Genomic DNA, 24,138 nt, shown 5'->3' with positions numbered 1-24,138 from the left:
TGAAATCGGACATAGCCAGCACCAATTCTGTTTCAGGCCCTCGGAACCGCTGGCGGTGGCTATGTGTTCGCGGCGGTTATTCGCAGGTCAGCAGGTTGCACAGGCGATTCGCGGCATAAACGGCGCGGTATGGCGCCGACGGAATAGGCCCATTAGTAATAAGGCGCCGTGACGCAGGGGCCATTTTTCTGCCGGTCGGCGGCGGTTCTCGGATGCGCGGCCGAGCCGGCGCGTGGGCGCATTCGGGGCGATGATCGCATCGTCGCAGGTCAGGGCCGTTTGTTGGCTGGGGGTCCAGGGGGGCGCAGCACCCCCCTGGTGGACCCCCGCGGACCCCGCGAGCGCCAGCGAGAGGGGCGTTGAACGGAGGCGGCGAAGCCGCCGACGTTTAACGGCGGGGACGTTCACCGTGGCTGCAACCTCCGGTCGCAGATGTTCTGGTATCGTGGCTCCCATGACCGAGGAGGCCAGCAGCGAAGATCCGACGGCGTCAGCCGTCGTGGATCTGACGGTGCTGGCCTCCGAGGTCGTCGCGGCGGTGACGGGCCCCCGGGGCCCGGAGCCGTCGCGATCCGCAGTGCGGGACGCGCTGCGACGGCGCGCCGAAGGCGCGCCGTACGCGGAGATCGCCTCGGCGATCGACGGCGTCAGCGAGAAGCGGGCGGCGAGCTGGTGCCGGGCCGCGGCGCGGATCGATCCGCGCTTCGACGCCCGCGAGGCCAAGCCCCGGAGGGCGCGCAAGGGGGCGCAGCGGCCGGAGCTGGACAAGCTGATCGGCTGGCGCCCGCGCCACGGCACCCGGGCCGCGCTCCAGCGCCGATCGGAGGTCGAGGGCCGAAGCATCACCGTGATCGTGCAGGCCGCTGTCGACGCCTACCTGCAGCGCCGGACGGCCGGAGTGGAAGTGCTCGTGCGCGAGCAGCTGCGCAAAGGACTGAAAGAGGAATTGCGGGCCGTCGCCAAATCCGTCGGCGATCAAAGAATGGAACTGGCGCGCCAGGGGAACAATTTCAATCAGCTCGTTAAATTCACCAATCGGTACAAGGAATTGCCGGTGAGCGTCACCGGAGAAATGCAGCAGCTGCGCGCGGCGCTGGACGCCAACTCCGCGGAGCTGGCCCGGCTCCGGGCGAGCGTCGAGGCTCTGGTGGAGCGATGACCACCCTGGTGGGCAGCGCGGTCGACGACCCCGTGTCCCTCGACGGCTACATGGGCACCGCGCCGGCCCACGACCAGGACAACCCGCGGGGTCCGAGCCAGCGGGCGGAGTACGTGAGCACGGTCGGCGACTGCACGCCCGAGACTTTTGTCCCCGACATGCGGCGCACGGCGCTCGCCTTCGGGCAGACCAGCCTCGTCCGCGAGGCGTACTCCTACGTGCTCAGCCACAGCCACGAGGAGCTGGACCCGACCAACGACTTCCACGGCTGGCTCGCCCACCAGCTCGCCCGGGAATGGGTGGCGCGGACGTTCCCCGGCCGGCAGGCGAAGCTGGTCACCCAGCGCGACAACGGGCGTTGGGAGGGCGAGGGCGACGACCGCCGGTGGGTGGAGGGCCACTGGCACACCCACGTGATGGTGGCCAACGTCGCCGAGCAGGAGGTCACGCTGCGGTGGACGAGCGCCGACGGCGACGAGCTGGTCAAGCACTACAAGGCCGGGCGCGCCATCGACGGCGACATCAAGAACATCTATCGGCTCCAGGGCATGGTCGACGAGGTCGTGCTGGAGCAGTGGCGCTACGACAACGCCGCCTACGTGGACAGTTGCCGGCGGTTCAGCGAGGGCCAGGTGGCCAAGGCAGACCTGGCCCAGCGAGCAGCGCGCGGCTACTCCAACCACGACCAGGTGAGACTCAAGCTCCGCGAGGCGTTGGCGCAGTCCGACGGCTGGTCCGACTACGTGACCCGATGCCAGGCGATGGCCGTCGACGTCCAGGTGCACGGGCAGTCCGGCGTCAGCTACGCATGGGTCGGCGACGACGGGCTGGAGCGCAAGGCGCGCGCCCGCGGCAAGACCGGCATCGGCCCGGAGTTCACCAAGGCCGAGGTCGAGGCGCGATGCGAGGCCAACGCGGCGGCATTGGAGCGCGGCGAGACCCTCGACGTGCCCGAGCCGGTGCTGGTGCCGCTCACGCCGACCGTGGCACCGGACCGGCCCAGGCCGCAGTACCTCACCGTCGATGGCAAGCCGCCGTGGGACGACGAGCAGGCCCAGGCCGCCTACACCGAGGCGGTGCAGGCCACCGGCGGCACCTACGAGGGCCGGGCCGCCCGGGCGCTGGCGACCGGCGAACAGGTCCCCGGGGTCGAGCTGGTCCGCGGCGCCGACGGCCGGGCGAGCGCCCGGGTGGACGTCGGCGAGGGCCCCTTGGCCGTCGACGTCGATGCCGGGCTCGTCGAGCGGGTGCAGCGGATCGAGTCGCTGGAGGCCGATGCGCGGACCGAGGCCGGCCAGATCGTCAGCGCGGCCCAGACCCAGGCGGGCACCATCACCGAACAGGCCCAGGTCGAGGCCAGGGAGATCAAGGCTGACGCCGACGCAGCTGCCCGACAGACCACCGCCGAGGCCAAGCGGGTCGCCCATGAGGTCGTCGAGGACGCCAAGGGCGATCGGGACGAGATCCGCCGGAAGGCGAATGCCGATTGGGCCGAGGCCAAGCAGGTGCATGAGGATGCAGTCACCGATCGTAAGGCGGCCGCTGCGGAGAAGGCCGAGGCCGCCAAGGCCAACCGCGAGGCCCAGGAGCGCCGCGACGCGATCCCCGTCTACGACCCCGAGGCCGCCGAGCGGTTCTCGTCGGCCGAGCTGATGCGGAATCTCAAGGTGGTGCCGCACGGTCGGGAGGCGCTGACGGCCGCGCACAAGATGGGCCTGCAGAACCACAAGGGCCGTCAGCGCGTGGGCGATCCCGTGAGCGAGAAGACCTTCATGACCGAGACGTCGGAGGAGCGCGGCGTGCGGATGCGCGGGCGCAGCGATGCGCTGGCAACGGAGATCGAGCAGAACGGCCAGCGGCGATCGCAGCAGGCCGGGCGCAGGATGAAAGGAAGCAAGTGACATGAACGACAGCGATGAGCTGCCGCCGGAGGTCGAGGCCGACCTGCTGGAGCGGCAGGCCGCGCGGCTGGAGGCGCAGGCCGACAGCCGCTACGAGAGGTCGGCGCGGTGGTACGGCGGCGGCACCTACAACTTCGTGTCGTCGGTCTCGACCGCCGACGAGTACCGCAAGGAGGCCCAGGCGCTGCGGCGCAGGGCCGACGCCTATCGCGAGCTCGCTCGCAGACGAGGGAGGATCTGATGGCACAGGAAGAACTGGACGTCGAGCGATCGGCGCAGATGCGGACGCTGCTGGCCACCGAGGGCGAGCAGGCGGTCGCGCAGCGGTTCGGCGAGGACGCGCTGCAGTCCCGCGAGTTCGAGCACGCGCAGCGCCAGCGCCGAGCGGCACTGGCCCGGGAACGGGCGCAGGTCGAGCGCGGGGTCGCCGACGCCGAGCGGGCCCGCAACGAGGACCGGGCGCGCTCCGAGCGCGCCGAGGCGGTGCGCCGCGAGCAGGCCGAAGGGCAGCGACGGACCCAGGCCGCCGAGACCGGGCCGGCGTCCGCGGGCCGGACGGGCGCCGAGAGCGCCGGGGATCTGCGTCAGCAGCGGGCCCGCGAACGGGTCGAGGCGAGCCGTCAGCGGGTTCACGCGGCGAACAAGGCGCAGGACCGGCGCAAGGAGCAGGCGCAGCGCCAGGGCGCCGGTCAGAAGATGTGAGCGGCAGTGCAGAGACCAGAGACCCCGTGACGGCGATCGTCACGGGGTCTCTTGTCGTCGGCGGCGCTATGCGCGCCGGAGGTCGGTCGCGTCGAGGTCGGGCAGATGCACCAGGTGCCCGGGGGTGCCGGAGATGAGCAGCCGACCGTAGCCGGGCGGCGGCATCAGCTCGGCCGCGTCGATGCGGTTGGTGCGGTCGCGCCCCTGCGATGCCCGGCCAGCGGTGTCGGTGCTGGTCGTCGCTCGCTCGGCCTGGCCAGCGGCCCAGGCCGCGCGTTCGAGGAGTTCCTGCTCCGTGACGCCGGGCGGCAGGACGAGGATCTGCGGGAAGACGTCCTTGAGGACCTTGAGCTGGGCCGAGCCCCAGCGGGGCTCGAACTGTGACGTCGCCTGCACGGCCGCCATGATCCGCACCCCGAGCCCGCGCGCCTCGCCGATCCAGTTGGCCAGCCGGGGCAGCGGGCTGGTGTTGGGCAGCTCGTCGACGATCATCAGCAGCGACGGCAGCTTGCCGACCCGCTTGCGCCAGTGGTTGACCATCGCGGTGAGGGTGGCCGCGGCAGCGGGCCCGGCGGCACCGGTCAGCGGCGAGACGATGAACAGGCTCGCGCCGGGCGCCTCCAGCATCTCCGGCCGGAACACCGGGAGATCTCCGGACCCGGCGACGGCGTCCATGACCCAGCTGTTCAGCGCGACCTGCATGTTGATGCCGATGGAGGCCTTCTGCTCGTCGGGCCGCCCCTTGGCGGTGAGCAGTGCGCGGCCGTGCCGGCTGCCGATCGATTCGAGCCGGTGGACGGCGGTGTCCCAGCTCGCGGTGACCAGGTCGAGCGGCGGCGGGCCGTCCTGGTCGTCTTCGCCGCTGGCCATGGAAGCCGGGGCGTCGCTGTTGATCGTGGCATCGATCGCCCAGCGGACGCCGCCGCCGTCGCGGTCCTCGTTGGCCTCGACGTCGTAGTAGCCGTGCGCGGCCCGCAGGATCGCGGCCAGCGGCTGCTGGGCGAGCGACTTCCAGAAACCGGAGTCACCGCCGCCGCCGGTGCTGTCGCCGGCGGCCAGGGGGCCCACCTCCTGCAGCAGGGTGGCCAGCTCCATCGCCGAGTCGTCGTCGTGGATGAGCGCGATGGGGTCGCTGGCCACGCGGATCACCGGGGCGCCCTTCAGCTCGGCGTCGTCGACCTCCCCCGAGAGGTCCATGAGGTAGGTCGGCCCGTAGCGGGCCCGGGTCGGGGCGCAGAGCCCGGCCAGGTCGGCCTTGCTGCTCACGATGACCGCGGGGCGCTTGCCCCACTCCAGGGCCGCCGGTGCCAGGACGGTCCTCGACTTGCCTGATCCCGTGACGCCCGTCACGAGTGCGTGCGGCATCCCGGTGCGGCGCGGGCGGGGATCGCCCTTGGCGGCCATCCCGACGTAGGGCTCGTCGGCGGGCTGCGGGGCGCTGCGCTGCTGCGCCGAGCGGGAGATGTCTCGGATGCCCACGGTCACTTCCCCCATCGCTGGGCGACGGCGGCCCGCGCGCCAGCGGTGATCCGCTTGGCGGCCGCGATCTTCTCGGCGGCCACGGCCCTGAGGGACATCGCATCCCCGGACCGCAGCTCGCCCATCCCCCGCAGCAGGAGCGCGCGCGCCAGCAACCCCGGGGTGATCTCGTGCGCGGAGGCCATGTCGCGCAGCTCGGCGCGCTCTTCCTCGGTCAGCGGCACCACCTGCTTGGCGGTCAGTCGGTCAGCCATGTCGCTCCCACTCTCTCATCGATCTACTTGACATAACTATTGCATACCCTACCCCGGTTGGGTAATGTCTCCGACAACGACATTATGTCAAGTAGAGAGGTTGAGGCCAATGCGCGCAGGCGGTTTCAAGACCGTGATAATCCTGATCGCCCTGGCACTGGTGTTCGTCCTGGGCGCGATGGCCGGAGGATCGATGGCCACCGGCCACCAGGGCGACACGCGCGGGCGGGTGGCCCGCTGCCTGCCGATCGCCACGACCGCGGATCTGGACCGCTGCCTCGGGGAGGGCCGATGAAGTGGCCCGCCCGCGACGAGTCTCGATGGGAGGCCGAGCGCGCCGACTTCCTTCGCGACGGGGCCGCGCCTGAGTCGTCTGCGCTTATGCGGGCCGACAAGCTGACGCGCGCCGCGGTCCGGGCCGGCCGGGCCGAGGCGGGTCTGTCCGGCGCCACCAGCCACGCAGGCGTGGGCCGGTCGTGGTGGTACCGGCAGACCCACGGCTCCGGCGGCGAGCGCCGGCGCATCGGGAAGCTCGGCGTGCTCGCGGTGCTCGCCGCGGTGTGGGTCGGGCCCGGCGTGCTGCTCGGCCACGGCGTCTACCGAGCGCTGCAGTGGGCGTCGCCGCGCATCGGACGGCTGTGGGCCTGGCCGTGGCTGGTCGCGGCCGGCGCACTGCTGGTGGGGCGGTGGATCGCCTCGGCGTACCTGCACCTCGGCTGGCCGAAGCTCGGCGTGGGCCTGGGCACGGGCCGTTACTTCCCCGCCGACTTCATCGGCTTCGGCGGGCTGCTCGGCTACCTCCAGTGGTCGTTGGTCGTCGCGTGCGCGACGGCGGCGTGGGCGATCCGCGCCTGGGGCTGGGCGGCGGTGCCGCGCAGGGCCGTCGCGCCGTCGGCCAAGAACCGCGACGGCAGCTGGCGCGAGATCCCGGATTCCGAGCGCATCGGCTTCGAGGTCTACGGCGCCGACGAGCTGCTGCCGGAACCCGAGCCGATCGCCGTCGACGATGCGGACGAGCAGACCTACTGGGGCAAGGAGGACGAGGAGCGATGATCCGCGACATGAAGGAGCGCCTGCGGGATGTGGCCGAGTCGATCCGTTGGGCGGTCCGCGACTGGAGTCAGGCGCACCCGCCGAAGACCGATTGGCTCGCGCGCAACGTGCTCACGACCGACGAGGCCTTGGAGTTCATGAACAGCGCGGCTGACCGTTCGACGTACGACCGAACGAGCCAGGACGCCGCGGTGGCGGCGTGGCTGACCGTGCGTGGCGAAGCGCACCGGCTTCCCGAGAAGTTCCGGGAGGGGAACCGATGAGCGAGGCACCCGCACCCACCGGCGTGAGCGCCGAGACGCGGCGCCTGGCCGGGATCGAACCCGAGCTGCCGCGGACCCGGCCGCTGCCCGGGTCCAGCGTCACCACGACGCTGCGGCCGACCGACGGCGACCTTGGCCGCGCTGGTGATCGGCGTCTTGGCCTTGACCACGGTGCCCAGACTGCTGGGCCATTACAGCGGGCCGATCGCACTGGCGGTCAACGCCATCCGGGATCAGCGCGCAGCCGAGCGCGCACGCGCACGAGACAACGAGGAGAAGAAATGACGAACCCACAACCGCAGCCGGTCAACGTCCACATCCAAACAGGTGCTGGCGAGATCATCCGCATCGTCGGCACGCTGCTCGCCTTTGGCGGTATCGGCGTACTGGCCTGGGTGGTGGCCCAACAGGGATATGCCGAAAAGGTCGCCACAGTGCTCGCGGCGGCGGTGGCGTTCATCGCCACCCGCCTGTGGAGCCGTGGCATCCTGGCGATCCCCGCGTCGGGTGAGCCGGCGAACGGCGATGCCGATGCCGATTTTTTGCGACAAGTGGGCAAGTCGGCCACTGCCGTGTCCGGCGGGTACCTGAGCCGGTGCTCGGTGCCGATGCTGAGCCTGATCGGCCTCGCTTACGGCCTCCTGTTCCTGGGGCTGCGCACCGCGATCACGATGGCGCTCACCATGTTCCAGAACATGTTCATCGCTGGCGGTTTCGCGCTGCTGCTGGGATCTCTGGTGGTGGCACCGAGCCTGTTCCCGAACTTTATGGCGTCGTTGCGCCAGAAGGGCGTGGTGCGACCCGAGGGGGCACCCTCTGCGGCCCCGGTCTACACACCCCCGACGGCGCCGCAGCCGTATGGGCCCGCGCCGCAGCCGACCTACCCGCAGCCGCCGGTGGCACCCGCCCCGGCCCCGACTACGCGGCGCGTGGTGCGCCGGGTCGTCGTGAAGAAGGAGGTCCCCGATGCCTGATCAGTACGAGTACGTCGACGAGAACGGCGATCCGGTCGATCCCAGCGAGATCGGCGACGACGTCGAGATCGTCGAGGAGGTGATCGAGGAGATCCCGGCAGCGGTGGCGCCCCAGGCTCCCGCGCCTGCGGCGCAGCCGCCGGCGGCGGGGTCAGTGACCGGCGAGACCGTGGCCGCTCCCGCTCGCCGCGTGCCGAAGGTCGCGGTCGCCGTGGCGGCGGCGGTCGTGTTGGCCGTCGGCGGCGGCGTCGCTTATGGCCTGCACAGCATCGGATCTCAGAGCACGGTCGCCGACGTCAAGACCAAGGTGACCGACAAGACCAACGCGCTCAAGACCACCGCGACGGCTAAGCGCGACGAGATCGAGCATCCGCCGATCGACGTCTGCAATGACCTGGCCAAGGCCCAAGTCGACAAGACGGTCTCGATCCCGTCGTCTGCGTCGATGCGGCTGCGGGTGATCCACAGCGCACCGCTGCCCAGCCAGGTGGCCACCTCGCTCAAGACCGATCCAGCAAAGCTGCAACTGCTCCAGCTCAGTGCGAACAGCTGGGGCCTGTATCTGCCTCAGCCGCAACAGACTACGGGCGCGGTCGACGATTTCTCGCCGCACACGGCGACGAAGCAGACCTGGTGGAAGATCCCAGTCGACACCGCTGACAACGGCCTCAAGGTCGGAACTGTGGCGTCGTGGCCAGGTGGTGACCAGGATGCGAGCGGTGCTTGCCCGTCGGGCAAGGCCGGCACTTACGCCGTGGTCGGCGCCGTACCCGCCGATGCCGCCGGTCTACGCAAGGACCAGGTCGACGTGGTGGCGATCAAGGGCGACGCATCCTCGGCGACCGAGACCACCGGCACCGCTGCGACCACCACGACCACTGCTGCGCCGCAGGATGACTCGGCCAACCGGGTCGTCGCGGTGATGGGCAGCTCGGTCGTGGTGGCCGCCCTGGAATACGTGCCGGAGCAGACCGCTCCGGCGACCACCACCGAGGGGAGGTGATGCCGACCGACTGAGCCCACCACACACCACGATCCCCCTCGACCGTCTTGAGCAACCACACGAGCAACAACCCACAAGGAGAAACGATGAAGAACACCAACACTTTCCGCAACCGCGTCGCAGCCGCCGTGCTGGCCACCGGAGCAGCAGCCGCAGTGGCCGGGGGTGTCCTCGGCACCGGTACGGCCAGTGCTGCCGATGGTCTGTCCGCCCCGGCCCCGGGCGTCTACCGGGCCATCGCCGGTATCCCCGGCATCCCGGGTCTGCCCGGCTCGACGCTGTGGGCCGGCCAGGCAACGATCCGCGACGGGGTGCTGACCGTGGCCGGTCACAGCGGCACGCTGCACCGTGTGCCCGGTGGTGAGAGCACGGTGATCGCCGGCTCGCCCATCACCGTGCACGACGGTATCGACGGTATCGATGTGTTCGACGTCGACATCGCCGGCGTCCCGGATGCCGGTGCCCTGGCGCGCTGAGCCGCACCACCACCACCTGATCCACACCGGGGCGCGTGCCCCGGTGTGGGCGCCCCCGGCAGGGTGAGTGCAGATACTAGATAGATAGGAGACCCCAATGACCAGCAGTGACGATCGCCGCGAGGCACTGCGGCGCCGACAGGCCGCGGTCGAGGATGCGCGTGCGGATCTGGCCGATGCCGATGAGCACCGGGCGGCGCAGCGCGAGCGCCGCGACCGCACTCGGGCACAAGTGGCACAGGGTATCGGCAGTCTGACCAGCGAGGCACCGCTGGTAGGCATTCCGGCAGGGCTGATCGCGGCGTTTCTGATGCGTGAGAGGTCAGCTGACGGCACATCATTGGCCGATGCCTATGAGGCTCGGCTGCAGCGGAGGGGCCGGCGGGGTGGGCTGGCTGCACTCGGCGGACCCGATGGCAAGGTGACTCAGTCCGAGGGCGAGGAGATGCGGCATTTCCTGCTGCGCACCACCACCGACCAGGGCATCCCGGCGTATGTGGCGTGGGAGCAGTCGCCGGAGGCGACGCAGGCCTCGCATGATTCGCTCGCGTCGATGTTGGGTGAATCGTGCACCCGGCCCTCGTTACCGTCACATCTCAAAGTCGCGGGGGTTGATGATGCTGCGCCACAGCAGGACTCGTCACCGCGTCGGCCGCCCCCCGGTGGTCCGTCCTACGGCTGACACCGCTATAAAACAAGATCCCGCCACCTGGCTAAGGTGGCGGGATCTCTTGTCTGGGTAGTGATCAGGGTCGAAGTCGGCGACCGAGGTCACTGACCGCGTCCGTGATCGCCCAGCGGGTCCGCTGAGCGTTGGCCCACGCCGCGTGATCGCTGGCCATCCGCGCCTCGTGATCGGCACGACGGGCACGGCGCTGCCGTGACCGCTCGGCGACCCGGGCACGGGCGGCGCGCTCGTCATCCTCCAGCACGCGGATGGCGCCACGGACAGTAGAGGCACGCTCGTCCTCGATGGCGACGACGATGGCGGTCAGCACCATCGAGTCCACGGCGTCGGCGGGGAGCAGTTGCGGCCCGCCGAGGCCGTCAAACGCTGCCTTGAGCTGGTTCAATTCGCCGGAAATCTGCCGGTGAGCGGGCGATCCGGCGGTCAGGCCACGCAGGGCAGCCCAACGCTGCTCCGTCGCCTCGACGACCTCGACGAGGCGCCAGAGGGTGGCGATGAGCTGATCTCGGGTCATGGTCAGAGGGTAGACCCTGGCGCTGACATTGAGCGTCACTGTCATTCGACCATCACCCCCTTCCCTTCCTTCCAACCCCCACCCAGGGCCGGGGACCCCGGCCCTGCTGGGCACGCTGTAGGTCGGGCCCTCCGCACCAGGTGGCAGCGGTGGTGGCTCACCGAAGGGGCCGGTGTAGGACATGCGGCGACGGTATCGGCGGGGTCTGACATCTAGCTGTATGAGGGCTGGACGTTGGTGACGCCTTCCCGTAGTCGGGATGCCGGTGGCTGACCGCCTGCGCCTGAGTGTGGTCGGTGGTAGTTGTAGTGGACGTTCCAGACCGCAATTGCAGCTGAGCGCGCGTCCTCGCTGGTGAAGTCCCGGGCGTACAGCACTTCTTCGGCCAGGATTCGCTGATAGCGCTCCACCTTCCCGTTGTGGCGAGGCGTATAGGGCTTGGTCTTCTGATGCCGGGACTGGGTTCCAACGATCAGGGCGAAGTCACCCGAGCGATAGCACGCGCCGTTGTCGGTCACGACGCGGTGGATGCGCGTGATCCCGTGGGCTGCGAACCAGACCCTGGCCCGGGCGAGAAAGGCTGCAGCGGTCGCTCCCTTCTCGTCGGGTAGAGGTTCGGTGTAGGAGAGCCGCGAGAATCCGTCGACGGCCGAGTGCAGGTAGGTGTACCCGCGTTTTGCGCCAGCTGACTTGGCGCGGCCGGCGGCCTTGGCTTGGTCGCTGTCGCGGCCGTGGATGCGCCAGCCGCCGCCGTTGGGGATCCTGCCAACCTTCTTCACATCCAGGTGCACCATGTGCCCGGGCCAGCGGGCGGTGATCTTGCCCGGCTTGCGGTTATTTTCGCCCCCAGGGTCGAGGAACCGTCGTCGACCAAGGCCCAATCGGGTTAGGTGTCGAGTCACGGTACGGCGGTTGGTCTGGTAGCCCAGGTCGGCAAGCTCGTCGGTGATGCGCTGGGCCGCCCACTTGTGTTCACGCCGCCAGGTCTCGATGTTCTCGACGACCCAGGCAGGAGTCGCGTGCGGACTCCGATGCGGAGTCGACGAGCGATCTTGGAGTCCAGCGTCACCGTGACGCCGCCAGCGGCTGACCCACTTCGACGCGCAGGCGCGCGAGATGCCCATCTCAGCTGCAACGTGAGCGATCGGTCGGGTTCGGCACCGCTCGATCAGCCGCCGACGGCCCTCGATGGACAGTGGTGCGTTGGCGTGAGTCACTCGGTCCCTCCGCCATTGATGTTGACACCGGTGACCTGGGCCGACACCTGCCATAGACGCTCGGCACTTTCGGGATCGATGGCGTAGCCACGAACACCGCCGTTGTCCATCGATCCTCCCGGGCTGGCGAGCGGCGCGATGTCGCAGTCCTCGCAGTAGACCCCGCCACGGCTCTCCAGCACGGGGGACGTCGCCGCCCACAGCCCGGTCGCTGCGCCTTGGCTCGGCGTCTTGAAGCCGGGCCCAATGACATTCCCTTCTGCGTCAATCCACCCCCGCTCGATCTGTTCGGCCACAGTCATGTCGCGCTGCAGGTCGGTGATGATGGCCCCGGGATGCAGGGAGAAGGCGCGGATCCCCTCGTTCTTCGCGACTGCGTCAAGGTGCACTGCGAACAAGACGTTGGCCGTCTTCGACTGGCCGTATGCCAGCCACTTGTCGTAGCCGTGGTCGAAGTTCAGGTCGTCCCACCGGACATCAGACAGGTGGTGTCCAGCCGAGGAGTACGACACCACGCGAGCACCGTCGGCGCTTCTAAGCAACGGGAGCAGCAGGTTGATGAGGACGAAGTGGCCCAGGTGGTTGATCGCGAACTGGCTCTCCCATCCGGGTCCGACGCGCCGCTCCGGTGAGGCCATGACCCCAGCGGCAGCGATCGCGATGTCCAGCTTCGGTTCGGACTCACGGAGGCGCCGCCCAGCCCTGCGCACACTCGCGAGATCGGCCAGGTCCATCGGAATCACCGAGACGCACTCGAGGCCATCCAGTCGGGCATCGGCGAGCTCCGGACGCCGCGCCGGTACGAGCACCCGCGCCCCCGCCCTCACCAGGGCTCGCGTGGTTTCCAGCCCCAGGCCGGAATATCCGCCCGTGACCAGCGCCGTCTTGCCGCCGAGATCAACACTGGCTATCACCTCCTCTGCCGAGGACGCGGCCGTAAATCCTGACTGGAGCGGTGCCTGTTGGTTGATTGTCATGACGCGAACCTAGAATCTAGAGCGGACTCTAGATCAAGCGCGGAAAGGTCTGGCATGACCACCAAGGCCCAGCAGCAGGAGACCTTCACGATCGGCGAGGTCGCCGAGCGCACCGGCCTCAGCGTTCACACGTTGCGCTACTACGAGCGACAGGACCTGCTCATCGGCCCAGTCCAACGAACGTCCGGCGGTCGCCGCACCTACACCGCCGTCGACATCGACTGGCTCCAGATCTGCGTCAAACTCCGCGAGTCCGGCATGCCTCTCGCGGACCTGACCCGGTTCGCCACCCTCGTCAGGCAAGGGCCGGGCAACGAGGAGGAACGACTCAAGCTCCTCGACGAACACCGCCAACGCATCGAGGCCCAGATCCACGCGCTCGAAGAATGCCGGGCGCTGATCGAATGGAAGGTCGGCGTCTACAGCGAGCACCTTCAAGCCGGTACCGCGACTGGGCTATGGGCTCCCGGGCACGGAGCCTGATCACACCGGCCCCCGGCAGGCGTCAACAACCTCCTGCCCCGCAACATCTAGCCCGCCCGTGCCACGGCGCGGTGCACCGTGGCACGGCTGACGCCGAAGTCCGCTGCCAGCTCGGTGATCGAATAATCACCCGTGGCGTGCAGCTCGACCAGGCGCTTCTCCTGGTTCGGCGGTAATTTGGGCCGCTTGCCCTTGAGTCGACCTCGGGCCTTGGCCAAGGCCATGCCCTCCTTGGTGCGCTGGCGGATCAAATCCGCCTCGAACTCGGCGAAGGTCGCCATGATGTTGAACATCATCTTGCCCATCGCGTCGCTCGGGTCGTAGGCGCTGCGTCCGATCTGCAGGACGGCGCCGTTGGCGACGAGCGCATCGGCGATGTCCTTGGCGTCGCGGATCGAGCGAGCCAGTCGGTCGAGCTTGGTGACGACGAACTCGGCGCCGGGGTGGCTGGCGGCGGCGAGCGCTTGGTCGAGACCGGGCCGCTGCCGGTTGGTCCCGGTGAACCCGGGGTCGGAGTAGATGTTCTTCTCGTCTACGCCGAGCGACACCAGCTCGTTGATCTGCGCGGTGAGGTCCTGACGGTCGGTGCTGACGCGGGCGTATCCGATCTTCATGCCTTAAGTGTACGTTAGCGGTACCTTCAATGCGACTCTCTGCGTACAGGCCTTACGGACGTGTGTCGGCCCTGCTCGACACACCGTTCGCGGAGCGTCCGCTCACCGACCGGCTTGCGAAAAGGCCCCGAGGGCTAACAAGTCGAACAGGTGTGCGACGCACGCTATCGTGTTCGCAGACTCTGTCGTACCTGCGGAATAGGCTTGCTCCCAAAATCGATATGCCCACAAGGAGGCCCTGCCATGAGCAACGACAACAGGCGGCACGTCGTTCCGGACACCAACGGCGGTTGGAACGTGCAGAAGCCCGGCGGGAGCCGGGCAAGCGCGCACACCGACACTCAGGCCGAAGCGATCGCCCGAGCCAGGGAGATCGTCGGCAATGCCGGCGGCGGCGAGGTTCGCATCCACGGCCAGGACGGGAAGATCCGGGACTCCGACACCGTGGCGCCGGGCAGTGACCCATTCCCGCCGCGGGACAAGCGGTAGGGACCGAGGGTGCAGCACATTCACTACGACCTGGGCCAGCAGAGCAAAGGGGCCACGGTCGTGGTCTCCCTGGACAAGCAGGCGAACGTCCTGCTCATGACCTCCTCGGACTACCGCTCATACAAAGCGGGCCGCAGGCACCGCTACTACGGCGGCCTGGTCAAGCGGTCTCCTGCGCGCATACAGATTCCAAGCAACGGGCGGTGGGTCGTCGCCATCGATCTCGGCGGCGGAAGCGGCAAGATTCGGTCCGGGATCAATGTGGAGCCCCCGCCACGCGGCAACCTTCCGACGTTCCGGCAGTCGTCGAGCGTGGTCCGCGACATCCAGGTCCGCGAGCCCGTCGAGCCGGTGGGCGACGCCCTTGGCGGCCAGACCTGGGACGTATTCCTCTCGCATGCCACCGAGGACAAGGACTCGATAGCCGTGCCGCTGCGCGACGAGCTCGCTGAGCGCGGCGTCCGGGTGTGGCTGGACAAGACCGAAATCAAGATCGGAGACAGCCTGCGCCGCAAGATCGATGAGGGTATCCGGTCCAGCCGGTTCGGCGTCGTTGTGCTGTCGCCGGCGTTCTTCGCCAAAGGGTGGACGAACCACGAACTGGACGGCCTCGTTACGCGCACCGTGGCAGGCGAGCAGACGATGCTACCGATCTGGCACGACGTGACCGCCGAACAAGTCAGAGGCTACAGTCCGTCGCTCGCCGACAAGCGGGCGCTGAGTACCGGCGAGTTCAAGATCGCCGAGATCGCTGACCAGATCGCTGAAGCGGTCGTCGGCCCAGTAGCGGACTAGCCGAGACACACGCGCCAGGCTTGCGCGGAAAGCCGCTGCCTGAAGCTGCGCGTCCAGTGTCTCAGCTATCGGGGACCAGGATTACGTGCCGCACCGGTGCGCGGGGGCTGGATATAGTTAGCGGCATGCGTTATATCGATTCTGGGTCCCGTGATCCGAGGCATGCGCTGGGCACATGGTTGGACAGCGAGTTGATCGGGGGTTCGGGGCCGACTGCGCTCCGTGTGCAGACGGGCTTCTTCGGATCAGGTGTTCTCGGCTACTTTGAAGATGCGCTGCGGTCGCTTGCGCAGAGTGACGGGCACACCAGGTTTCTGATCGGCTCGAATGACGGGCAGACCTCATACGACGCTATGGCGGACCTTCTCGTAGTGACCGGTGCGCCACGCACTGGCATGGAGCTCGGGATAGTCAGTTATCAGACGGGCTACTTCCATCCCAAGGTCATCCACATCACGCGCGCGGACGGATCTTCCACGGCTTACGTCGGATCGGCGAACCTCACCGGGTACGGCGTCACGTCTCTGCACGTCGAGGCCGGGTTGATCATCGACAGCAAATCAGACCCATCCGCGGTGCTGGACTCGATCGCCGACGCCATCGACGACTGGTTCGTCAGCCCCAGGTCAGGGTTGTACGTAATATCCAACCCTGCGGATTTGACGGCGCTGGTGCAGGCTGGTGTCCTCGACGTCAAGCCAGCTCGAACGAGACGGACGATCACCTCCCCGGGGGGGAGCAAAGCCAGCCCGAAGCCAACGGGGCATACCCTGTCCACGTTAGTCTCGGTTCCACTAGTGCACGCACCGCTACCGTCCCGAAAGTCTGGCGGTGCCGCCGGATCGACCTCAGGTGGTCATCCCGGGCCCGTCACTCCGACTCCTCCCTCGACTGCGCCGGCCCCGGCCGTCATCGTTCGTCAGTGGAGCAAGAAGCTGTCCAGATCGGACGCTGGCCGTAAGCCAGGAGCCGGGGCCAACTCACGCGGAAGCATCCCTCTAGGGAAGGGTAGCCTGGTTAATCAGAGTAAAGGTATGAACCAGGTGGACTTCTTCGTGTCTTTCCTTAGGAACCAGTTGTTCAGCCCGCTTGTTTGGACCCATAGCGGCAACAACAGCAAGGGCAACCCCATCGACACGACGCAGGTGCCGATGCACACCACGATCGGTGGGAAGTACTACGGGCTGATCACTCTGAAGGTCAGCACTGACCCAGACAGAATGCAGGGGACACGAGCTGTACCTATCAGTCAGCTTCACACTGAGCCGATCGCGGACATCTTAAAGAGCGTTGACGTGACCGGTATGCATCTGGAGATCGCGCTCGACGTCAATGATGATTACTGGCTCACTATCGCGTGAGGTCAAGCAGTCTTGCCCTTGGCCCGCCCGTTGCGCCTGTCACGGAGAGTGACCCAGGCAGAGCGTGCCGACGCCACCTCCTCCGAGGTAAAACCAAGCCCGTCGACGAGGACAACCTGATCCACGGCGTCGAGAGCGTCGTCGATGCGCTTGGCACGAACGAGCTCGTCGACCTTGTCGATCAAGTCACCCGGTACCAGCCCGGGGTCTGGGACGCGGAGTTCCTCGGCCTCGCTCGGTTCAAGCTCCAAGATCCCGCCGCCGTAGCTGCGGCCGATGATCTCACTCATGGCGAAGGTGATCGAGTTGAACGATGCCGTGGCCAGGTGAGGTCCGCTGACCCCGTCGGCGAGCCGCATCCGGTGCACGGTATCGGTACAGGTAGCTGACGTCTTGTTGGCTATGACCCGCGGATGGGTGTGAATCTGGCGGAACATGAAAGCGTCGGCTTCCCAGATCGAGGGCACTACCCACCACTGCTTGCGGATGCGACATTTGTAGCCGGTATGGACATCCTGCTCCTCGCCGAGCGCAACGTACTCGCGCAGACCGCGGTGCCGTGACAGCGTGACTCCACGCGCATCAAGGAGCGATTTGCGTCCGGTTGCCTGCTGATGGTCGTCATCGGTGTAGACGATTCCACTCAGTTGGGCCGAACGCGCCACGAGAGGGATCGTCAGATTGCTCACACGGTGCGCCTTCGCATCGTCCGGAGACATGACGAAGAAAGAGTTTCGCCCGGTCACCACGCCGACGTCGACGGACGCGAAGTTGTCCATCGCGTGCAGCCGGTCGTCGGACCGCAACGACCGGACAGCTTCGACCTGAGTGGGATCGAGATGGTACTTCGTCCACTTCTCCCGCTCGTGCAAGGGTGCCCGGACATGCGCTGCACCTATGTCAAGCGTGGCGAGAGATGCGGCGTCGTCGACTTCGATGACCTGAATCCGCGCTGGACCCTCTCCCCTCACCGCTAATAGAAGTACAACTTCTTGGAGGATTCCAGGGAAGACCAGTCGCTTGAAGGTGACGACGTTTACCTCGGCGCAGTTGTCAACTAGGAACTCACGCAGGCCAGCGGCGTAACCGACCTGCATCAGCTCGGCGGGGATCACCAGACCGATGCGACCGCTCTTACGGGTGGCGAGAACTGAGCCGACGACGAAGGGCACCCAGGCATTGGTCAGCTTGTTGGGCCGCATGTCGACCGAGCGCATGAGATCGAGGGCGTTGGTGCGAGTGGGTTCGGTCCAGTTGCCGAAACGGATATACGGCGGATTCCCTGCGACGCCGTCGAAACTCTCGCGTTTGTCCTGATCAAACCAGCTGAAGAAGTCATCGACCTCGACCTTGACCCCGGTCCTGGCGACGGCGGCCGCAGCCTCATCGGGGAACAGTTCCACACCTTGGACCTTCTTCGACAGCCGCGAGAGCGGCTCGAGTATGTTCCCGTCGCCGCATGAGGGTTCGAGCAGTCGGCAGCCGGCCTGGGCGACCCAGCCGGCAACGAACTCTGCTATCGGCGACGGTGTGTAGTAACCGCCGCGAAGCTTGTCGTCCGTCGGGACGGCCTTCGTATCGAAAACTGTCAATGCATGCTCCTGGCGGTTGGATGAATAGTCTCATTGTATATGCAAGTGAACGTAAGTGTGTAGTTGGCTACACATTCAGAGCTAGCAGCCTATACCATGACTGGCATGACTGTGGTCGAACGAGCCGAGAGGAAAACCGCGCTCCTGAGGCAGACTGTGGGACTCGTCGAACGTCTTCGTATCGTTGAGGCCGAACACGCCTCGTTGATCAAGCAGCGGGATGACCAGTGCCGGGAGCTGAGAGCCGCCGGAGTGGCCATCAAGGAGCTTCAGGAGGCCTTCGGAGTGAGTCGCAGCCGGATTCAGCAGATACTCAGCGACAGTTAAACCTGAGTGCCACGTGAGATAGCAGCATGGTCAGCTGCCGCAGTTCAGTTCCAGTCAAACACATTCGCGACAGTCTGATCCAGACGGCCTGATAGTCCGGCCGCAGCCCGTCGGCAGCCGCCACCGCCAGCTCGGCCTGGGCCAGCGCGTTGATCGCGTTGCCTAGGGCTAAGTGCGCTCGAACTCCGCGTCGATCTCGGCCTCGGTCATCGTCTCGTCTTCGTCCACCCCCCAGTAGATCGTGGAAGTGCGCCGTCGCGCAGCGGAACCGGCGACGGAACTTGGGCGGCGGCGTGGTCATCGGGTGCTCCCGTCGGCTGCGAGGGACAGGGTGAAGTGATCGCACGCGGGTACGGCCATCGGGCGTCCGGATGCACTGCCCAGCACGGTTGTTGTGGTGCTCAGGCTTGGCCAGCTGCTTGGCGAGCCAACTTGTCGGCCCGCGAGCCGGCGTGCTGATAGCGCATGGCTGCGGCGACGCTCGTGTGTCCGAGCCGAGCCATCACCTCGGCCAATGACGCGTCGGACAGCTGCGCGTAGCGGGTGCCGTGGTAGTGCCGCAGCGAGTGCAGCTGGAGGTCCGGACGCCCGGCATCGTTGCGCGCCTTGATCCAGTGGTGGGTCCACGAGCCGTGCGGGAGCGGGTGGTCGCCGGTGGCGTCGGTGAACAGCAGTTGGTCGGGCGCGGTGACGGTGGTCAGGTGCGAGGCGAAGATCAGGGCGTCGTCGCCGTAGAACGGCACGGTCCGGCGACCGGCCTCGGTCTTGGGGCCCTTCTCGCTGCGGCCCTCGCCGGGCACGTAGGTGATCGCCTTGTCCACGGTGACCCGTACGCACTCGACCGCGCCGTGGTCGTCGTGCTCGATCACGAAGTCGCGCTTGCGGAACGCGGTCAGCTCGCCGAAGCGGCCGCCGACGGCGGCCGCGAGGATCACCAGCGGCTGGAGCTGCAACGGCATCGCCGAGATGACGACGGGCAGCTCGGCGTCGGTGGGCGGATCGCGCTTGACGCCGGTGCTCGCCTTGGCGTCCTTGATCCGACAGGGGTTGCGCGCGATCACGCCCCGGTCCTCGGCGTCGAGCATGATGGTCTTGAGGTGCTCGTAGCACCGGGTCACCTGGGTCAGCTTGCCGCTCTCCAATTGCTCGTCGTGCCACGAGCACACGTCGTCGTAGGTGACCTCGCCGATGGGCCAGTCGGCGAAGTGGTGCAGCCGGCCGCCAGCGGTCGCGCGCTGGCCGGGGGCCTTCGGCCTCGGTCCGTGCCAGTACAGCCGGTAGTCGTAAGCGGTCTTGCCGCCGAGCTTGCCGGCGCTGACGCGCCGCTGGACGTACTGCTCGGCGTACTCGCCGACAGTGATCTGCCGTCGGGCGGCTTCGGCGGCTTTGGCGGCCTCGGCTTCGGCCTCGGCCTTGGCCCGCTTCTTCGCCTCGTCGGGGTGGACCCAGGTGCCGTTCTGGATCTCTGCGCGCCGGGCGTTGAGCCAGTCCTGCGCCGCGGTCTTGGTGGTGAACGTCTTCGGCGCCGGGATGCGATCGGTGCTGCCCGGGGTCGGGTCGGGGTACCGGGCGCGGAAGCGCTTGCTGGGCAGTGGGTCGATCCGTCCGAACTCGCGTCGCTTGGCCATGGGCTGCTCCTTGTCGTCGTGGGCCCCGTGGGCCCCGCGTGGGCCATTGGATGCGGGAAGTTGGCATATTTCAGCTATATCCTGGCACACCATACCGCGCTGACCTGCGATAAATGACTCTGACCAGGGTAGCACCGACTGGTTCGAGTCCAGTTGGGGGAGCAGAGAAAGACCAGTTCAGAGGCGGTTTCCGAGGTAATCGGGACCGCCTTTGCTGCTGTTGCGGGTCGGGGACCGCCGCGGGCTGTCCCGTCGATTGACAGTGAGACAGCCCGCGAGGTCGCGGAATCCCCCTGGCCGCAGACTCCCCGGAGCCTCAGTCGGGTTGCGCCGCAGGTTCGACTCGTCGCTGGATCATGTCCGACTCCACGGTGTGCAGTCCGAGACCTTCCTCTTCGGGGAGCAGTTCCCGCGCCCCGGTGATCGGGTCGGTCTCCTCGAGCGGCGGCACCGGTTGACCGTCGAGGACCAGTTGCATTCTCTCCTTGTCGAGTTCGCCCTCCCAGGCGGCGACGACGAAGGTGGCCACACAGTTGCCGATCAGGTTCACCGACACCCGCATCGAGTCCATGATCCGGTCGGCGCCCAGTAGCAGCGCAACAGCGGCGACGGGAATCGAGCCGTGCCCGATCGCCGAGATGGTGGCCGACAGCGCAAGAAACGACGACCCCGGCACGCCGGCCATCCCCTTCGACGTCAGCATCAACACGAGCATCGCGGTCAGCTGCTCGCCGAGGCTCAGGTCCACGCCCATCGCCTGCGACAGGAACAGCACGCAGATCGAGAGGTAGAGCGTCGCGCCGTCGAGGTTGAACGAATAGCCGGTCGGGACAACCAGACCGGTGGTCGAGCGTGAACAACCCGCGTAGGTCAGTTTCGTCATGATCCGCGGGAGCACCACCTCGGTCGAGGCGGTGCCGAGTGCGACGAAGAACTCGTCCTTGATGTAGACGAGGAACTTCCACAGGTTCACCCCTGCCAGGACGCGCACGATCACCGCGAGCACCAGGATGAACAGCACCGCCGCGAGGTAGCAGCAGCCGATGAGCTTGCCGTAGCTGCCCAGCGACGAGATGCCGTACTGACCGATGATGTAGGCCATCGCGCCGAATGCGCCGAGCGGGGCGAGTTTCATGATCCAGCCGATCATCGTGAAGAAGATGTGACTCGACTGGTCGACGAACCCGAGGACGACAGGCGCCTTGTCGCCGATCTTGGCCAGCGCCAGACCGAACAGCACCGCGAAGAACAACACCTGCAGCAACTCGTTCTCGGCGAACGCGGAGATCGCCGACGTCGGGATGATGTTCATCAGGAACTCGACGGTGTGGGGCAGTTCGCCGTTGCTGGTCTTCTTGGCGACCGCGTCGGCACCGGTTGCCAAGGTCTCGGGATTGACGTCGAAACCGGCGCCTGGCTTGACGATGTTGCCGATCACCAGGCCGAAGACGAGGGCGAAGGTAGTGACAACCTCGAAGTAGACGAGCGCCTTGATCCCGATGCGGCCCACCGCCTTAATGTCGCCGACATGCGCGATGCCCAACACGACCGTGCAGAAGATGATCGGCGCGATCAGCATCTTGATGAGCTTGATGAAGCCGTCGGCCAGGGGTTTGAGGCTCGAACCGAAGTCCGGCCACACGGCCCCGATCACGATGCCCGCGACGATGGCCACGATCAGCCAGGTGAACATCGACTTGTACCAGGGCGTCTTGGTGCGTTCGGTCGGAGCGCTGGGAAGGGTGATCTCTGCTGTCACTGCGCAATTGTCCGACAGGCCAGGTTTCGGGTTGTCAGATTTTTGTTACGCATTGATAAATGTTTACTTCACGGTGCCGTAGCCGAGGGCGCCGATGTGAGGGAGCCCATCCGAGAGCGCTCTGTCGGTACCCCGTCGTAGCGTCTGGGTGGTCGGGAGGGAAGCCCGGCAGCACCAGGTTCCCCGCTCCCACTGCGCGGGAGCGGGGAACCCAGGCGCCGAAGCGTCGGTCAATACGCCGAGGCGCGACCGGTCGCGCCGATTCCGTGATGCACCTCGGCGACGTCAGGATGTGCGCGCACCCGCGACTTCCAGGCGTTCTCGCCGTACGTCGCGAAGATCGGGTTGTTCGGGTCGTCTTCGACCCCGCGCGCCTGAGTGGCGAGTTCTGGGGTTAGCGAAAGGATCGGCACCTGTGCGTCGAGTGCGGGGTTGAAGAAGAACGGCACGGAGATGCGGTCGCTACCTGGCGCCGGAGCGCGAACACGATGGCGGGTGGCCCGAAGGTAGCCGCCCGTCGCGAACTCCAGCAGCTCACCGATGTTGACGATGAATGCACCGGGAACCGGCGGCGCGTCGATCCACTCCCCTTCCGCGGTCTCGACCTCCAGCCCATCGGCGTGCTCACCCACGAGCAGCAGCGTCAGCACGCCGGAATCCTTGTGCGCCCCGACGCCCTGTTCGGTCTCGGCGGTTCCCGGATAGCGCACGAGCTTGAGCAGGAATGCGGGAGCCTCGGCGAAGGCCACGTCGAATACGCTCTCGTCTGCGCCCAGAGCCGCGGCCCAGTGCCGCAACAACCGCAGGCCCACGTCGGAGAGATCGGCCGACCACTGCTCGATCACCGGACGCAGTCGCGGCAACGCGCTCGGCCATCTGTTGGGCCCCTGCAGATTCCAGAATCCCTGTGCCCCCGAGACAGCGGGACGTTCGGGGCCGATGTCGATCTGTTCACGCCAGTCGACGAGCCCATTGGTCAGTTCACGCCCGACCCGCGAGTAGCCGCGGAACTGCGGACTGCCGAGCTGACTGATCTCCTCTTTGTCGCTCGCGGGCAGATCGAAGAATGCGCGAGCGAGGTCGAGCACCTCACGAATTCGCCCGGTGTCAATCCCGTGGCCGACGAGGTAGAAGAATCCGGCGTCATGTGCAGCCGACAGCAGGTCGGAGCGGAAGGCATCGGGGTCGGAATCGGCACCGGACAGATCAAGAACAGGGAGATCGGGAGGACGCACCATCTCCCCACTATGGACTTGGTGCCACGCCGCGGCATCAAATGGCGCACGCTGAGTTTTTCCGGTGGCACGATCGGGCCATGAGAGTCGGTGCCACATCAGTCGCCACGCTGGCCGTCGTCGGTGCGGTGTCGCTGGTCGCCGGGTGCTCGGACTCCGGGTCGAACACGTCGTCGGCGACCAGCACCGCTGCCCCGGTCACCGAGACGGTCACGGCGTCGGCACCCGCACCGGCGGCACCCGCGACATCGGCCGCTCCCACCACCAACACCCCGGTCGACCGCTCACAGTGCCACGCGGCGAGCCTCACGGGCAGCATCGGGCAAGGCGGTGGCGGCGCGGCGGGAGGTACCGAGGTCGATCTCGTGCTCACCAATTCCTCCGATGCGGCATGCAGTCTGCGTGGTTTCCCCGGCGTCTCCTTCGTCGGAGACGACAATGGAACGCAGATCGGGGCGCCGGCCACGCGCCGCGACGATGTAGAGGTCACCAGGGTGTGGCTCACGCCGGGCACGTCGGCGCATGCATCACTGCGTATCGCTCAGGCGGGCAATTACGATCCCGCCCAGTGTCAACCGTCGGCGGTCGACGGATTTCGGGTGTATCCGCCCGACGACACCGCGTCGCTGTTCATCCGCTACCCACAGCCCACCGGCTGCCGGTCGGCGTCGGTGACCTTGCTGACCGTGGGGCCACTCACCCGCTGACCGGACCGGCGGTCGGCATGGCCGCCGCCCTGCGGTAACCTGTTCGGCGGCCTCGTTTGCCGAGGTCACGGGGCGGTAGCTCAGTCGGTTAGAGCCGCGGACTCATAATCCGTAGGTCGCGGGTTCGAGCCCCGCCCGCCCCACCAGGTCAGAACACTATTCGCAGGTCAATCGATGGTCTGGGACACCCTGTCGGGTTGTGACGGGGTGGTGTTCGCCCGGTATCCGGTTCTCAGTTCGTAGCTTTGCCTCGCTTTCCGACTCCGCGCCTCGAGCTTCTTCGCAACGTGTTCGAGGTCGCTTGGGAACATGCCTGCGTAGTGACGCAGCGTCGTTGCCGCGTCTTCGTGCCCAAGCAGCCGGGCAACAGCGACGACGCTCGCTCGGGCCTGGTGCACGGATAGGTGACAGGGTTAGTCACGCGGCCTGAGGGGCCTCGTGGTTGATGATGGTCTCGAATTCAATGGGGGTCAATCTGCCGAGGCGGT

Annotated in this window: 28 protein-coding genes and 1 tRNA gene; 19 read left to right on the top strand and 10 right to left on the bottom strand. The window is 67.4% G+C overall.

Annotated elements, in window-relative coordinates; genetic code table 11:
• The first annotated feature begins 454 nt into the window (after nucleotides 1-454).
• From IEW22_RS01450 to IEW22_RS01435, 4 genes are read left to right on the top strand one after another with little or no spacing between them, the layout of a single operon-like run.
• Nucleotides 455-1,159 carry a hypothetical protein gene (locus IEW22_RS01450; protein ID WP_188584820.1) on the top strand — a complete coding sequence of 235 codons (705 nt, stop codon included), beginning with the start codon at nucleotides 455-457 and terminating at the stop codon, nucleotides 1,157-1,159.
• The gene (locus IEW22_RS01445; protein WP_188584819.1) at nucleotides 1,156-3,060 is read left to right on the top strand and encodes a relaxase/mobilization nuclease domain-containing protein; all 1,905 of its coding nucleotides are present in this window, start codon (nucleotides 1,156-1,158) and stop codon (nucleotides 3,058-3,060) included. Before IEW22_RS01450 ends, IEW22_RS01445 begins: the two co-directional genes overlap by 4 nt.
• 1 nt (nucleotide 3,061) lies before the next feature.
• Nucleotides 3,062-3,301 (top strand): hypothetical protein, encoded by a 240-nt coding sequence (locus IEW22_RS01440; RefSeq protein WP_188584818.1) that lies wholly within the window; start codon nucleotides 3,062-3,064, stop codon nucleotides 3,299-3,301.
• On the top strand, nucleotides 3,301-3,762 hold the full coding sequence (locus tag IEW22_RS01435) for a hypothetical protein (protein ID WP_188584817.1): 462 nt from the start codon (nucleotides 3,301-3,303) through the stop codon (nucleotides 3,760-3,762). The genes IEW22_RS01440 and IEW22_RS01435 overlap by 1 nt, the downstream gene beginning before the upstream one ends.
• A gap of 66 nt (nucleotides 3,763-3,828) precedes the next feature.
• Here IEW22_RS01435 and IEW22_RS01430 read toward each other — a convergent pair whose 3' ends face one another.
• Nucleotides 3,829-5,241 (bottom strand): type IV secretory system conjugative DNA transfer family protein, encoded by a 1,413-nt coding sequence (locus tag IEW22_RS01430; RefSeq protein WP_188584816.1) that lies wholly within the window; start codon nucleotides 5,239-5,241, stop codon nucleotides 3,829-3,831.
• Nucleotides 5,242-5,243: 2 nt separating this feature from the next.
• A complete protein-coding gene (locus IEW22_RS01425) occupies nucleotides 5,244-5,495 on the bottom strand; it encodes a hypothetical protein (RefSeq protein WP_188584815.1) in 252 nt (83 codons plus the stop codon).
• Nucleotides 5,496-5,604: 109 nt separating this feature from the next.
• Between IEW22_RS01425 and IEW22_RS01420 the strand changes: the two genes are divergently transcribed.
• The 8 genes from IEW22_RS01420 (at nucleotide 5,605) to IEW22_RS01390 (ending at nucleotide 9,946) form a co-directional block, all read left to right on the top strand.
• The gene (locus tag IEW22_RS01420) at nucleotides 5,605-5,790 is read left to right on the top strand and encodes a hypothetical protein (protein WP_188584814.1); all 186 of its coding nucleotides are present in this window, start codon (nucleotides 5,605-5,607) and stop codon (nucleotides 5,788-5,790) included.
• Nucleotides 5,787-6,548 (top strand): hypothetical protein, encoded by a 762-nt coding sequence (locus IEW22_RS01415; protein ID WP_188584813.1) that lies wholly within the window; start codon nucleotides 5,787-5,789, stop codon nucleotides 6,546-6,548. Before IEW22_RS01420 ends, IEW22_RS01415 begins: the two co-directional genes overlap by 4 nt.
• A complete protein-coding gene (locus tag IEW22_RS01410) occupies nucleotides 6,545-6,811 on the top strand; it encodes a hypothetical protein (RefSeq protein ID WP_188584812.1) in 267 nt (88 codons plus the stop codon). Before IEW22_RS01415 ends, IEW22_RS01410 begins: the two co-directional genes overlap by 4 nt.
• Nucleotides 6,812-6,967: 156 nt before the next feature.
• Nucleotides 6,968-7,096 carry a hypothetical protein gene (locus tag IEW22_RS20360; protein ID WP_268235449.1) on the top strand — a complete coding sequence of 43 codons (129 nt, stop codon included), beginning with the start codon at nucleotides 6,968-6,970 and terminating at the stop codon, nucleotides 7,094-7,096.
• Nucleotides 7,093-7,785, top strand: a complete 693-nt coding sequence (locus IEW22_RS01405; RefSeq protein WP_188584811.1) for a hypothetical protein — start codon at nucleotides 7,093-7,095, stop codon at nucleotides 7,783-7,785. The genes IEW22_RS20360 and IEW22_RS01405 overlap by 4 nt, the downstream gene beginning before the upstream one ends.
• The gene (locus IEW22_RS01400) at nucleotides 7,778-8,788 is read left to right on the top strand and encodes a hypothetical protein (protein ID WP_188584810.1); all 1,011 of its coding nucleotides are present in this window, start codon (nucleotides 7,778-7,780) and stop codon (nucleotides 8,786-8,788) included. Before IEW22_RS01405 ends, IEW22_RS01400 begins: the two co-directional genes overlap by 8 nt.
• An 86-nt stretch (nucleotides 8,789-8,874) precedes the next feature.
• Nucleotides 8,875-9,264, top strand: a complete 390-nt coding sequence (locus IEW22_RS01395) for a hypothetical protein (RefSeq protein ID WP_188584809.1) — start codon at nucleotides 8,875-8,877, stop codon at nucleotides 9,262-9,264.
• Nucleotides 9,265-9,361: 97 nt separating this feature from the next.
• Nucleotides 9,362-9,946, top strand: coding sequence for a hypothetical protein (locus tag IEW22_RS01390; protein ID WP_188584808.1), 585 nt, complete (start codon nucleotides 9,362-9,364; stop codon nucleotides 9,944-9,946).
• A 64-nt stretch (nucleotides 9,947-10,010) separates the two neighbouring features.
• Here IEW22_RS01390 and IEW22_RS01385 read toward each other — a convergent pair whose 3' ends face one another.
• The 3 genes from IEW22_RS01385 to IEW22_RS01375 form a co-directional block, all read right to left on the bottom strand.
• Nucleotides 10,011-10,505 (bottom strand): hypothetical protein, encoded by a 495-nt coding sequence (locus IEW22_RS01385; protein ID WP_229742080.1) that lies wholly within the window; start codon nucleotides 10,503-10,505, stop codon nucleotides 10,011-10,013.
• Between the two features lie 173 nt (nucleotides 10,506-10,678).
• On the bottom strand, nucleotides 10,679-11,683 hold the full coding sequence (locus tag IEW22_RS01380; protein ID WP_188584806.1) for an IS481 family transposase: 1,005 nt from the start codon (nucleotides 11,681-11,683) through the stop codon (nucleotides 10,679-10,681).
• The gene (locus IEW22_RS01375; RefSeq protein ID WP_188584805.1) at nucleotides 11,680-12,660 is read right to left on the bottom strand and encodes an oxidoreductase; all 981 of its coding nucleotides are present in this window, start codon (nucleotides 12,658-12,660) and stop codon (nucleotides 11,680-11,682) included. Before IEW22_RS01375 ends, IEW22_RS01380 begins: the two co-directional genes overlap by 4 nt.
• Nucleotides 12,661-12,714: 54 nt before the next feature.
• Here IEW22_RS01375 and IEW22_RS01370 point away from each other — a divergent pair, with 54 nt between their 5' ends.
• Nucleotides 12,715-13,143: a MerR family transcriptional regulator gene (locus IEW22_RS01370; protein ID WP_188584804.1), complete on the top strand. Its 429-nt coding sequence runs from the start codon at nucleotides 12,715-12,717 to the stop codon at nucleotides 13,141-13,143.
• Nucleotides 13,144-13,190: 47 nt separating this feature from the next.
• On the opposite strand, the gene IEW22_RS01365 is transcribed toward IEW22_RS01370, so the two are convergent.
• A complete protein-coding gene (locus IEW22_RS01365; RefSeq protein WP_188584803.1) occupies nucleotides 13,191-13,757 on the bottom strand; it encodes a recombinase family protein in 567 nt (188 codons plus the stop codon).
• 243 nt (nucleotides 13,758-14,000) lie between these two features.
• Here IEW22_RS01365 and IEW22_RS01360 point away from each other — a divergent pair, with 243 nt between their 5' ends.
• From IEW22_RS01360 to IEW22_RS01350, 3 genes are all read left to right on the top strand, one after another.
• Nucleotides 14,001-14,246: a DUF2188 domain-containing protein gene (locus tag IEW22_RS01360; RefSeq protein ID WP_188584802.1), complete on the top strand. Its 246-nt coding sequence runs from the start codon at nucleotides 14,001-14,003 to the stop codon at nucleotides 14,244-14,246.
• A 9-nt stretch (nucleotides 14,247-14,255) separates the two neighbouring features.
• On the top strand, nucleotides 14,256-15,041 hold the full coding sequence (locus IEW22_RS01355; RefSeq protein ID WP_188584801.1) for a DUF1883 domain-containing protein: 786 nt from the start codon (nucleotides 14,256-14,258) through the stop codon (nucleotides 15,039-15,041).
• A 125-nt stretch (nucleotides 15,042-15,166) separates the two neighbouring features.
• Entirely contained in the window at nucleotides 15,167-16,402 is a 1,236-nt protein-coding gene (locus IEW22_RS01350) for a phospholipase D-like domain-containing protein (RefSeq protein ID WP_188584800.1), read from the top strand.
• A gap of 2 nt (nucleotides 16,403-16,404) precedes the next feature.
• Here the strand turns inward: IEW22_RS01350 and IEW22_RS01345 are convergent, their stop codons facing one another.
• Entirely contained in the window at nucleotides 16,405-17,994 is a 1,590-nt protein-coding gene (locus tag IEW22_RS01345; protein ID WP_188584799.1) for an Eco57I restriction-modification methylase domain-containing protein, read from the bottom strand.
• Nucleotides 17,995-18,099: 105 nt separating this feature from the next.
• Here IEW22_RS01345 and IEW22_RS01340 point away from each other — a divergent pair, with 105 nt between their 5' ends.
• Entirely contained in the window at nucleotides 18,100-18,321 is a 222-nt protein-coding gene (locus IEW22_RS01340) for a hypothetical protein (RefSeq protein WP_188584798.1), read from the top strand.
• 401 nt (nucleotides 18,322-18,722) lie between these two features.
• On the opposite strand, the gene IEW22_RS01335 is transcribed toward IEW22_RS01340, so the two are convergent.
• The 3 genes from IEW22_RS01335 to IEW22_RS01325 all read right to left on the bottom strand — a co-directional run bounded on the left by IEW22_RS01335 (nucleotide 18,723) and on the right by IEW22_RS01325 (nucleotide 22,946).
• The gene (locus IEW22_RS01335) at nucleotides 18,723-19,949 is read right to left on the bottom strand and encodes a tyrosine-type recombinase/integrase (protein ID WP_188584797.1); all 1,227 of its coding nucleotides are present in this window, start codon (nucleotides 19,947-19,949) and stop codon (nucleotides 18,723-18,725) included.
• Between the two features lie 316 nt (nucleotides 19,950-20,265).
• Nucleotides 20,266-21,708, bottom strand: coding sequence for a C4-dicarboxylate transporter DctA (dctA, locus tag IEW22_RS01330; RefSeq protein ID WP_188584796.1), 1,443 nt, complete (start codon nucleotides 21,706-21,708; stop codon nucleotides 20,266-20,268).
• A 230-nt stretch (nucleotides 21,709-21,938) separates the two neighbouring features.
• The gene (locus IEW22_RS01325) at nucleotides 21,939-22,946 is read right to left on the bottom strand and encodes an isopenicillin N synthase family dioxygenase (RefSeq protein ID WP_188584795.1); all 1,008 of its coding nucleotides are present in this window, start codon (nucleotides 22,944-22,946) and stop codon (nucleotides 21,939-21,941) included.
• Nucleotides 22,947-23,023: 77 nt separating this feature from the next.
• Here IEW22_RS01325 and IEW22_RS01320 point away from each other — a divergent pair, with 77 nt between their 5' ends.
• Together IEW22_RS01320 and IEW22_RS01315 are read left to right on the top strand one after the other, a co-directional pair.
• Nucleotides 23,024-23,650 (top strand): DUF4232 domain-containing protein, encoded by a 627-nt coding sequence (locus tag IEW22_RS01320; RefSeq protein WP_188584794.1) that lies wholly within the window; start codon nucleotides 23,024-23,026, stop codon nucleotides 23,648-23,650.
• A 69-nt stretch (nucleotides 23,651-23,719) separates the two neighbouring features.
• Nucleotides 23,720-23,796: transfer RNA gene (locus tag IEW22_RS01315), tRNA-Ile, on the top strand.
• Nucleotides 23,797-24,138 lie beyond the last annotated feature (342 nt).

The organism is Gordonia jinhuaensis, from assembly GCF_014639795.1.
GTDB classification, from domain to species: Bacteria; Actinomycetota; Actinomycetes; order Mycobacteriales; family Mycobacteriaceae; genus Gordonia_B; species Gordonia_B jinhuaensis.
This window is presented reverse-complemented; position numbering and strand designations above follow the sequence as displayed.

What these genes read in the sequence shown, in the direction of transcription:
- IEW22_RS01450 (WP_188584820.1), top strand. Translation starts at nt 455, where the DNA reads ATGACCGAGGAGGCCAGCAGCGAAGATCCGACGGCGTCAGCCGTCGTG.
- IEW22_RS01445 (WP_188584819.1), top strand. Translation starts at nt 1,156, where the DNA reads ATGACCACCCTGGTGGGCAGCGCGGTCGACGACCCCGTGTCCCTCGAC.
- IEW22_RS01440 (WP_188584818.1), top strand. Translation starts at nt 3,062, where the DNA reads ATGAACGACAGCGATGAGCTGCCGCCGGAGGTCGAGGCCGACCTGCTG.
- IEW22_RS01435 (WP_188584817.1), top strand. Translation starts at nt 3,301, where the DNA reads ATGGCACAGGAAGAACTGGACGTCGAGCGATCGGCGCAGATGCGGACG.
- IEW22_RS01425 (WP_188584815.1), bottom strand. Translation starts at nt 5,495, where the DNA reads ATGGCTGACCGACTGACCGCCAAGCAGGTGGTGCCGCTGACCGAGGAA.
- IEW22_RS01420 (WP_188584814.1), top strand. Translation starts at nt 5,605, where the DNA reads ATGCGCGCAGGCGGTTTCAAGACCGTGATAATCCTGATCGCCCTGGCA.
- IEW22_RS01415 (WP_188584813.1), top strand. Translation starts at nt 5,787, where the DNA reads ATGAAGTGGCCCGCCCGCGACGAGTCTCGATGGGAGGCCGAGCGCGCC.
- IEW22_RS01410 (WP_188584812.1), top strand. Translation starts at nt 6,545, where the DNA reads ATGATCCGCGACATGAAGGAGCGCCTGCGGGATGTGGCCGAGTCGATC.
- IEW22_RS01405 (WP_188584811.1), top strand. Translation starts at nt 7,093, where the DNA reads ATGACGAACCCACAACCGCAGCCGGTCAACGTCCACATCCAAACAGGT.
- IEW22_RS01400 (WP_188584810.1), top strand. Translation starts at nt 7,778, where the DNA reads ATGCCTGATCAGTACGAGTACGTCGACGAGAACGGCGATCCGGTCGAT.
- IEW22_RS01395 (WP_188584809.1), top strand. Translation starts at nt 8,875, where the DNA reads ATGAAGAACACCAACACTTTCCGCAACCGCGTCGCAGCCGCCGTGCTG.
- IEW22_RS01390 (WP_188584808.1), top strand. Translation starts at nt 9,362, where the DNA reads ATGACCAGCAGTGACGATCGCCGCGAGGCACTGCGGCGCCGACAGGCC.
- IEW22_RS01375 (WP_188584805.1), bottom strand. Translation starts at nt 12,660, where the DNA reads ATGACAATCAACCAACAGGCACCGCTCCAGTCAGGATTTACGGCCGCG.
- IEW22_RS01370 (WP_188584804.1), top strand. Translation starts at nt 12,715, where the DNA reads ATGACCACCAAGGCCCAGCAGCAGGAGACCTTCACGATCGGCGAGGTC.
- IEW22_RS01365 (WP_188584803.1), bottom strand. Translation starts at nt 13,757, where the DNA reads ATGAAGATCGGATACGCCCGCGTCAGCACCGACCGTCAGGACCTCACC.
- IEW22_RS01360 (WP_188584802.1), top strand. Translation starts at nt 14,001, where the DNA reads ATGAGCAACGACAACAGGCGGCACGTCGTTCCGGACACCAACGGCGGT.
- IEW22_RS01350 (WP_188584800.1), top strand. Translation starts at nt 15,167, where the DNA reads ATGCGTTATATCGATTCTGGGTCCCGTGATCCGAGGCATGCGCTGGGC.
- IEW22_RS01340 (WP_188584798.1), top strand. Translation starts at nt 18,100, where the DNA reads ATGACTGTGGTCGAACGAGCCGAGAGGAAAACCGCGCTCCTGAGGCAG.
- IEW22_RS01335 (WP_188584797.1), bottom strand. Translation starts at nt 19,949, where the DNA reads ATGGCCAAGCGACGCGAGTTCGGACGGATCGACCCACTGCCCAGCAAG.
- IEW22_RS01325 (WP_188584795.1), bottom strand. Translation starts at nt 22,946, where the DNA reads ATGGTGCGTCCTCCCGATCTCCCTGTTCTTGATCTGTCCGGTGCCGAT.
- IEW22_RS01320 (WP_188584794.1), top strand. Translation starts at nt 23,024, where the DNA reads ATGAGAGTCGGTGCCACATCAGTCGCCACGCTGGCCGTCGTCGGTGCG.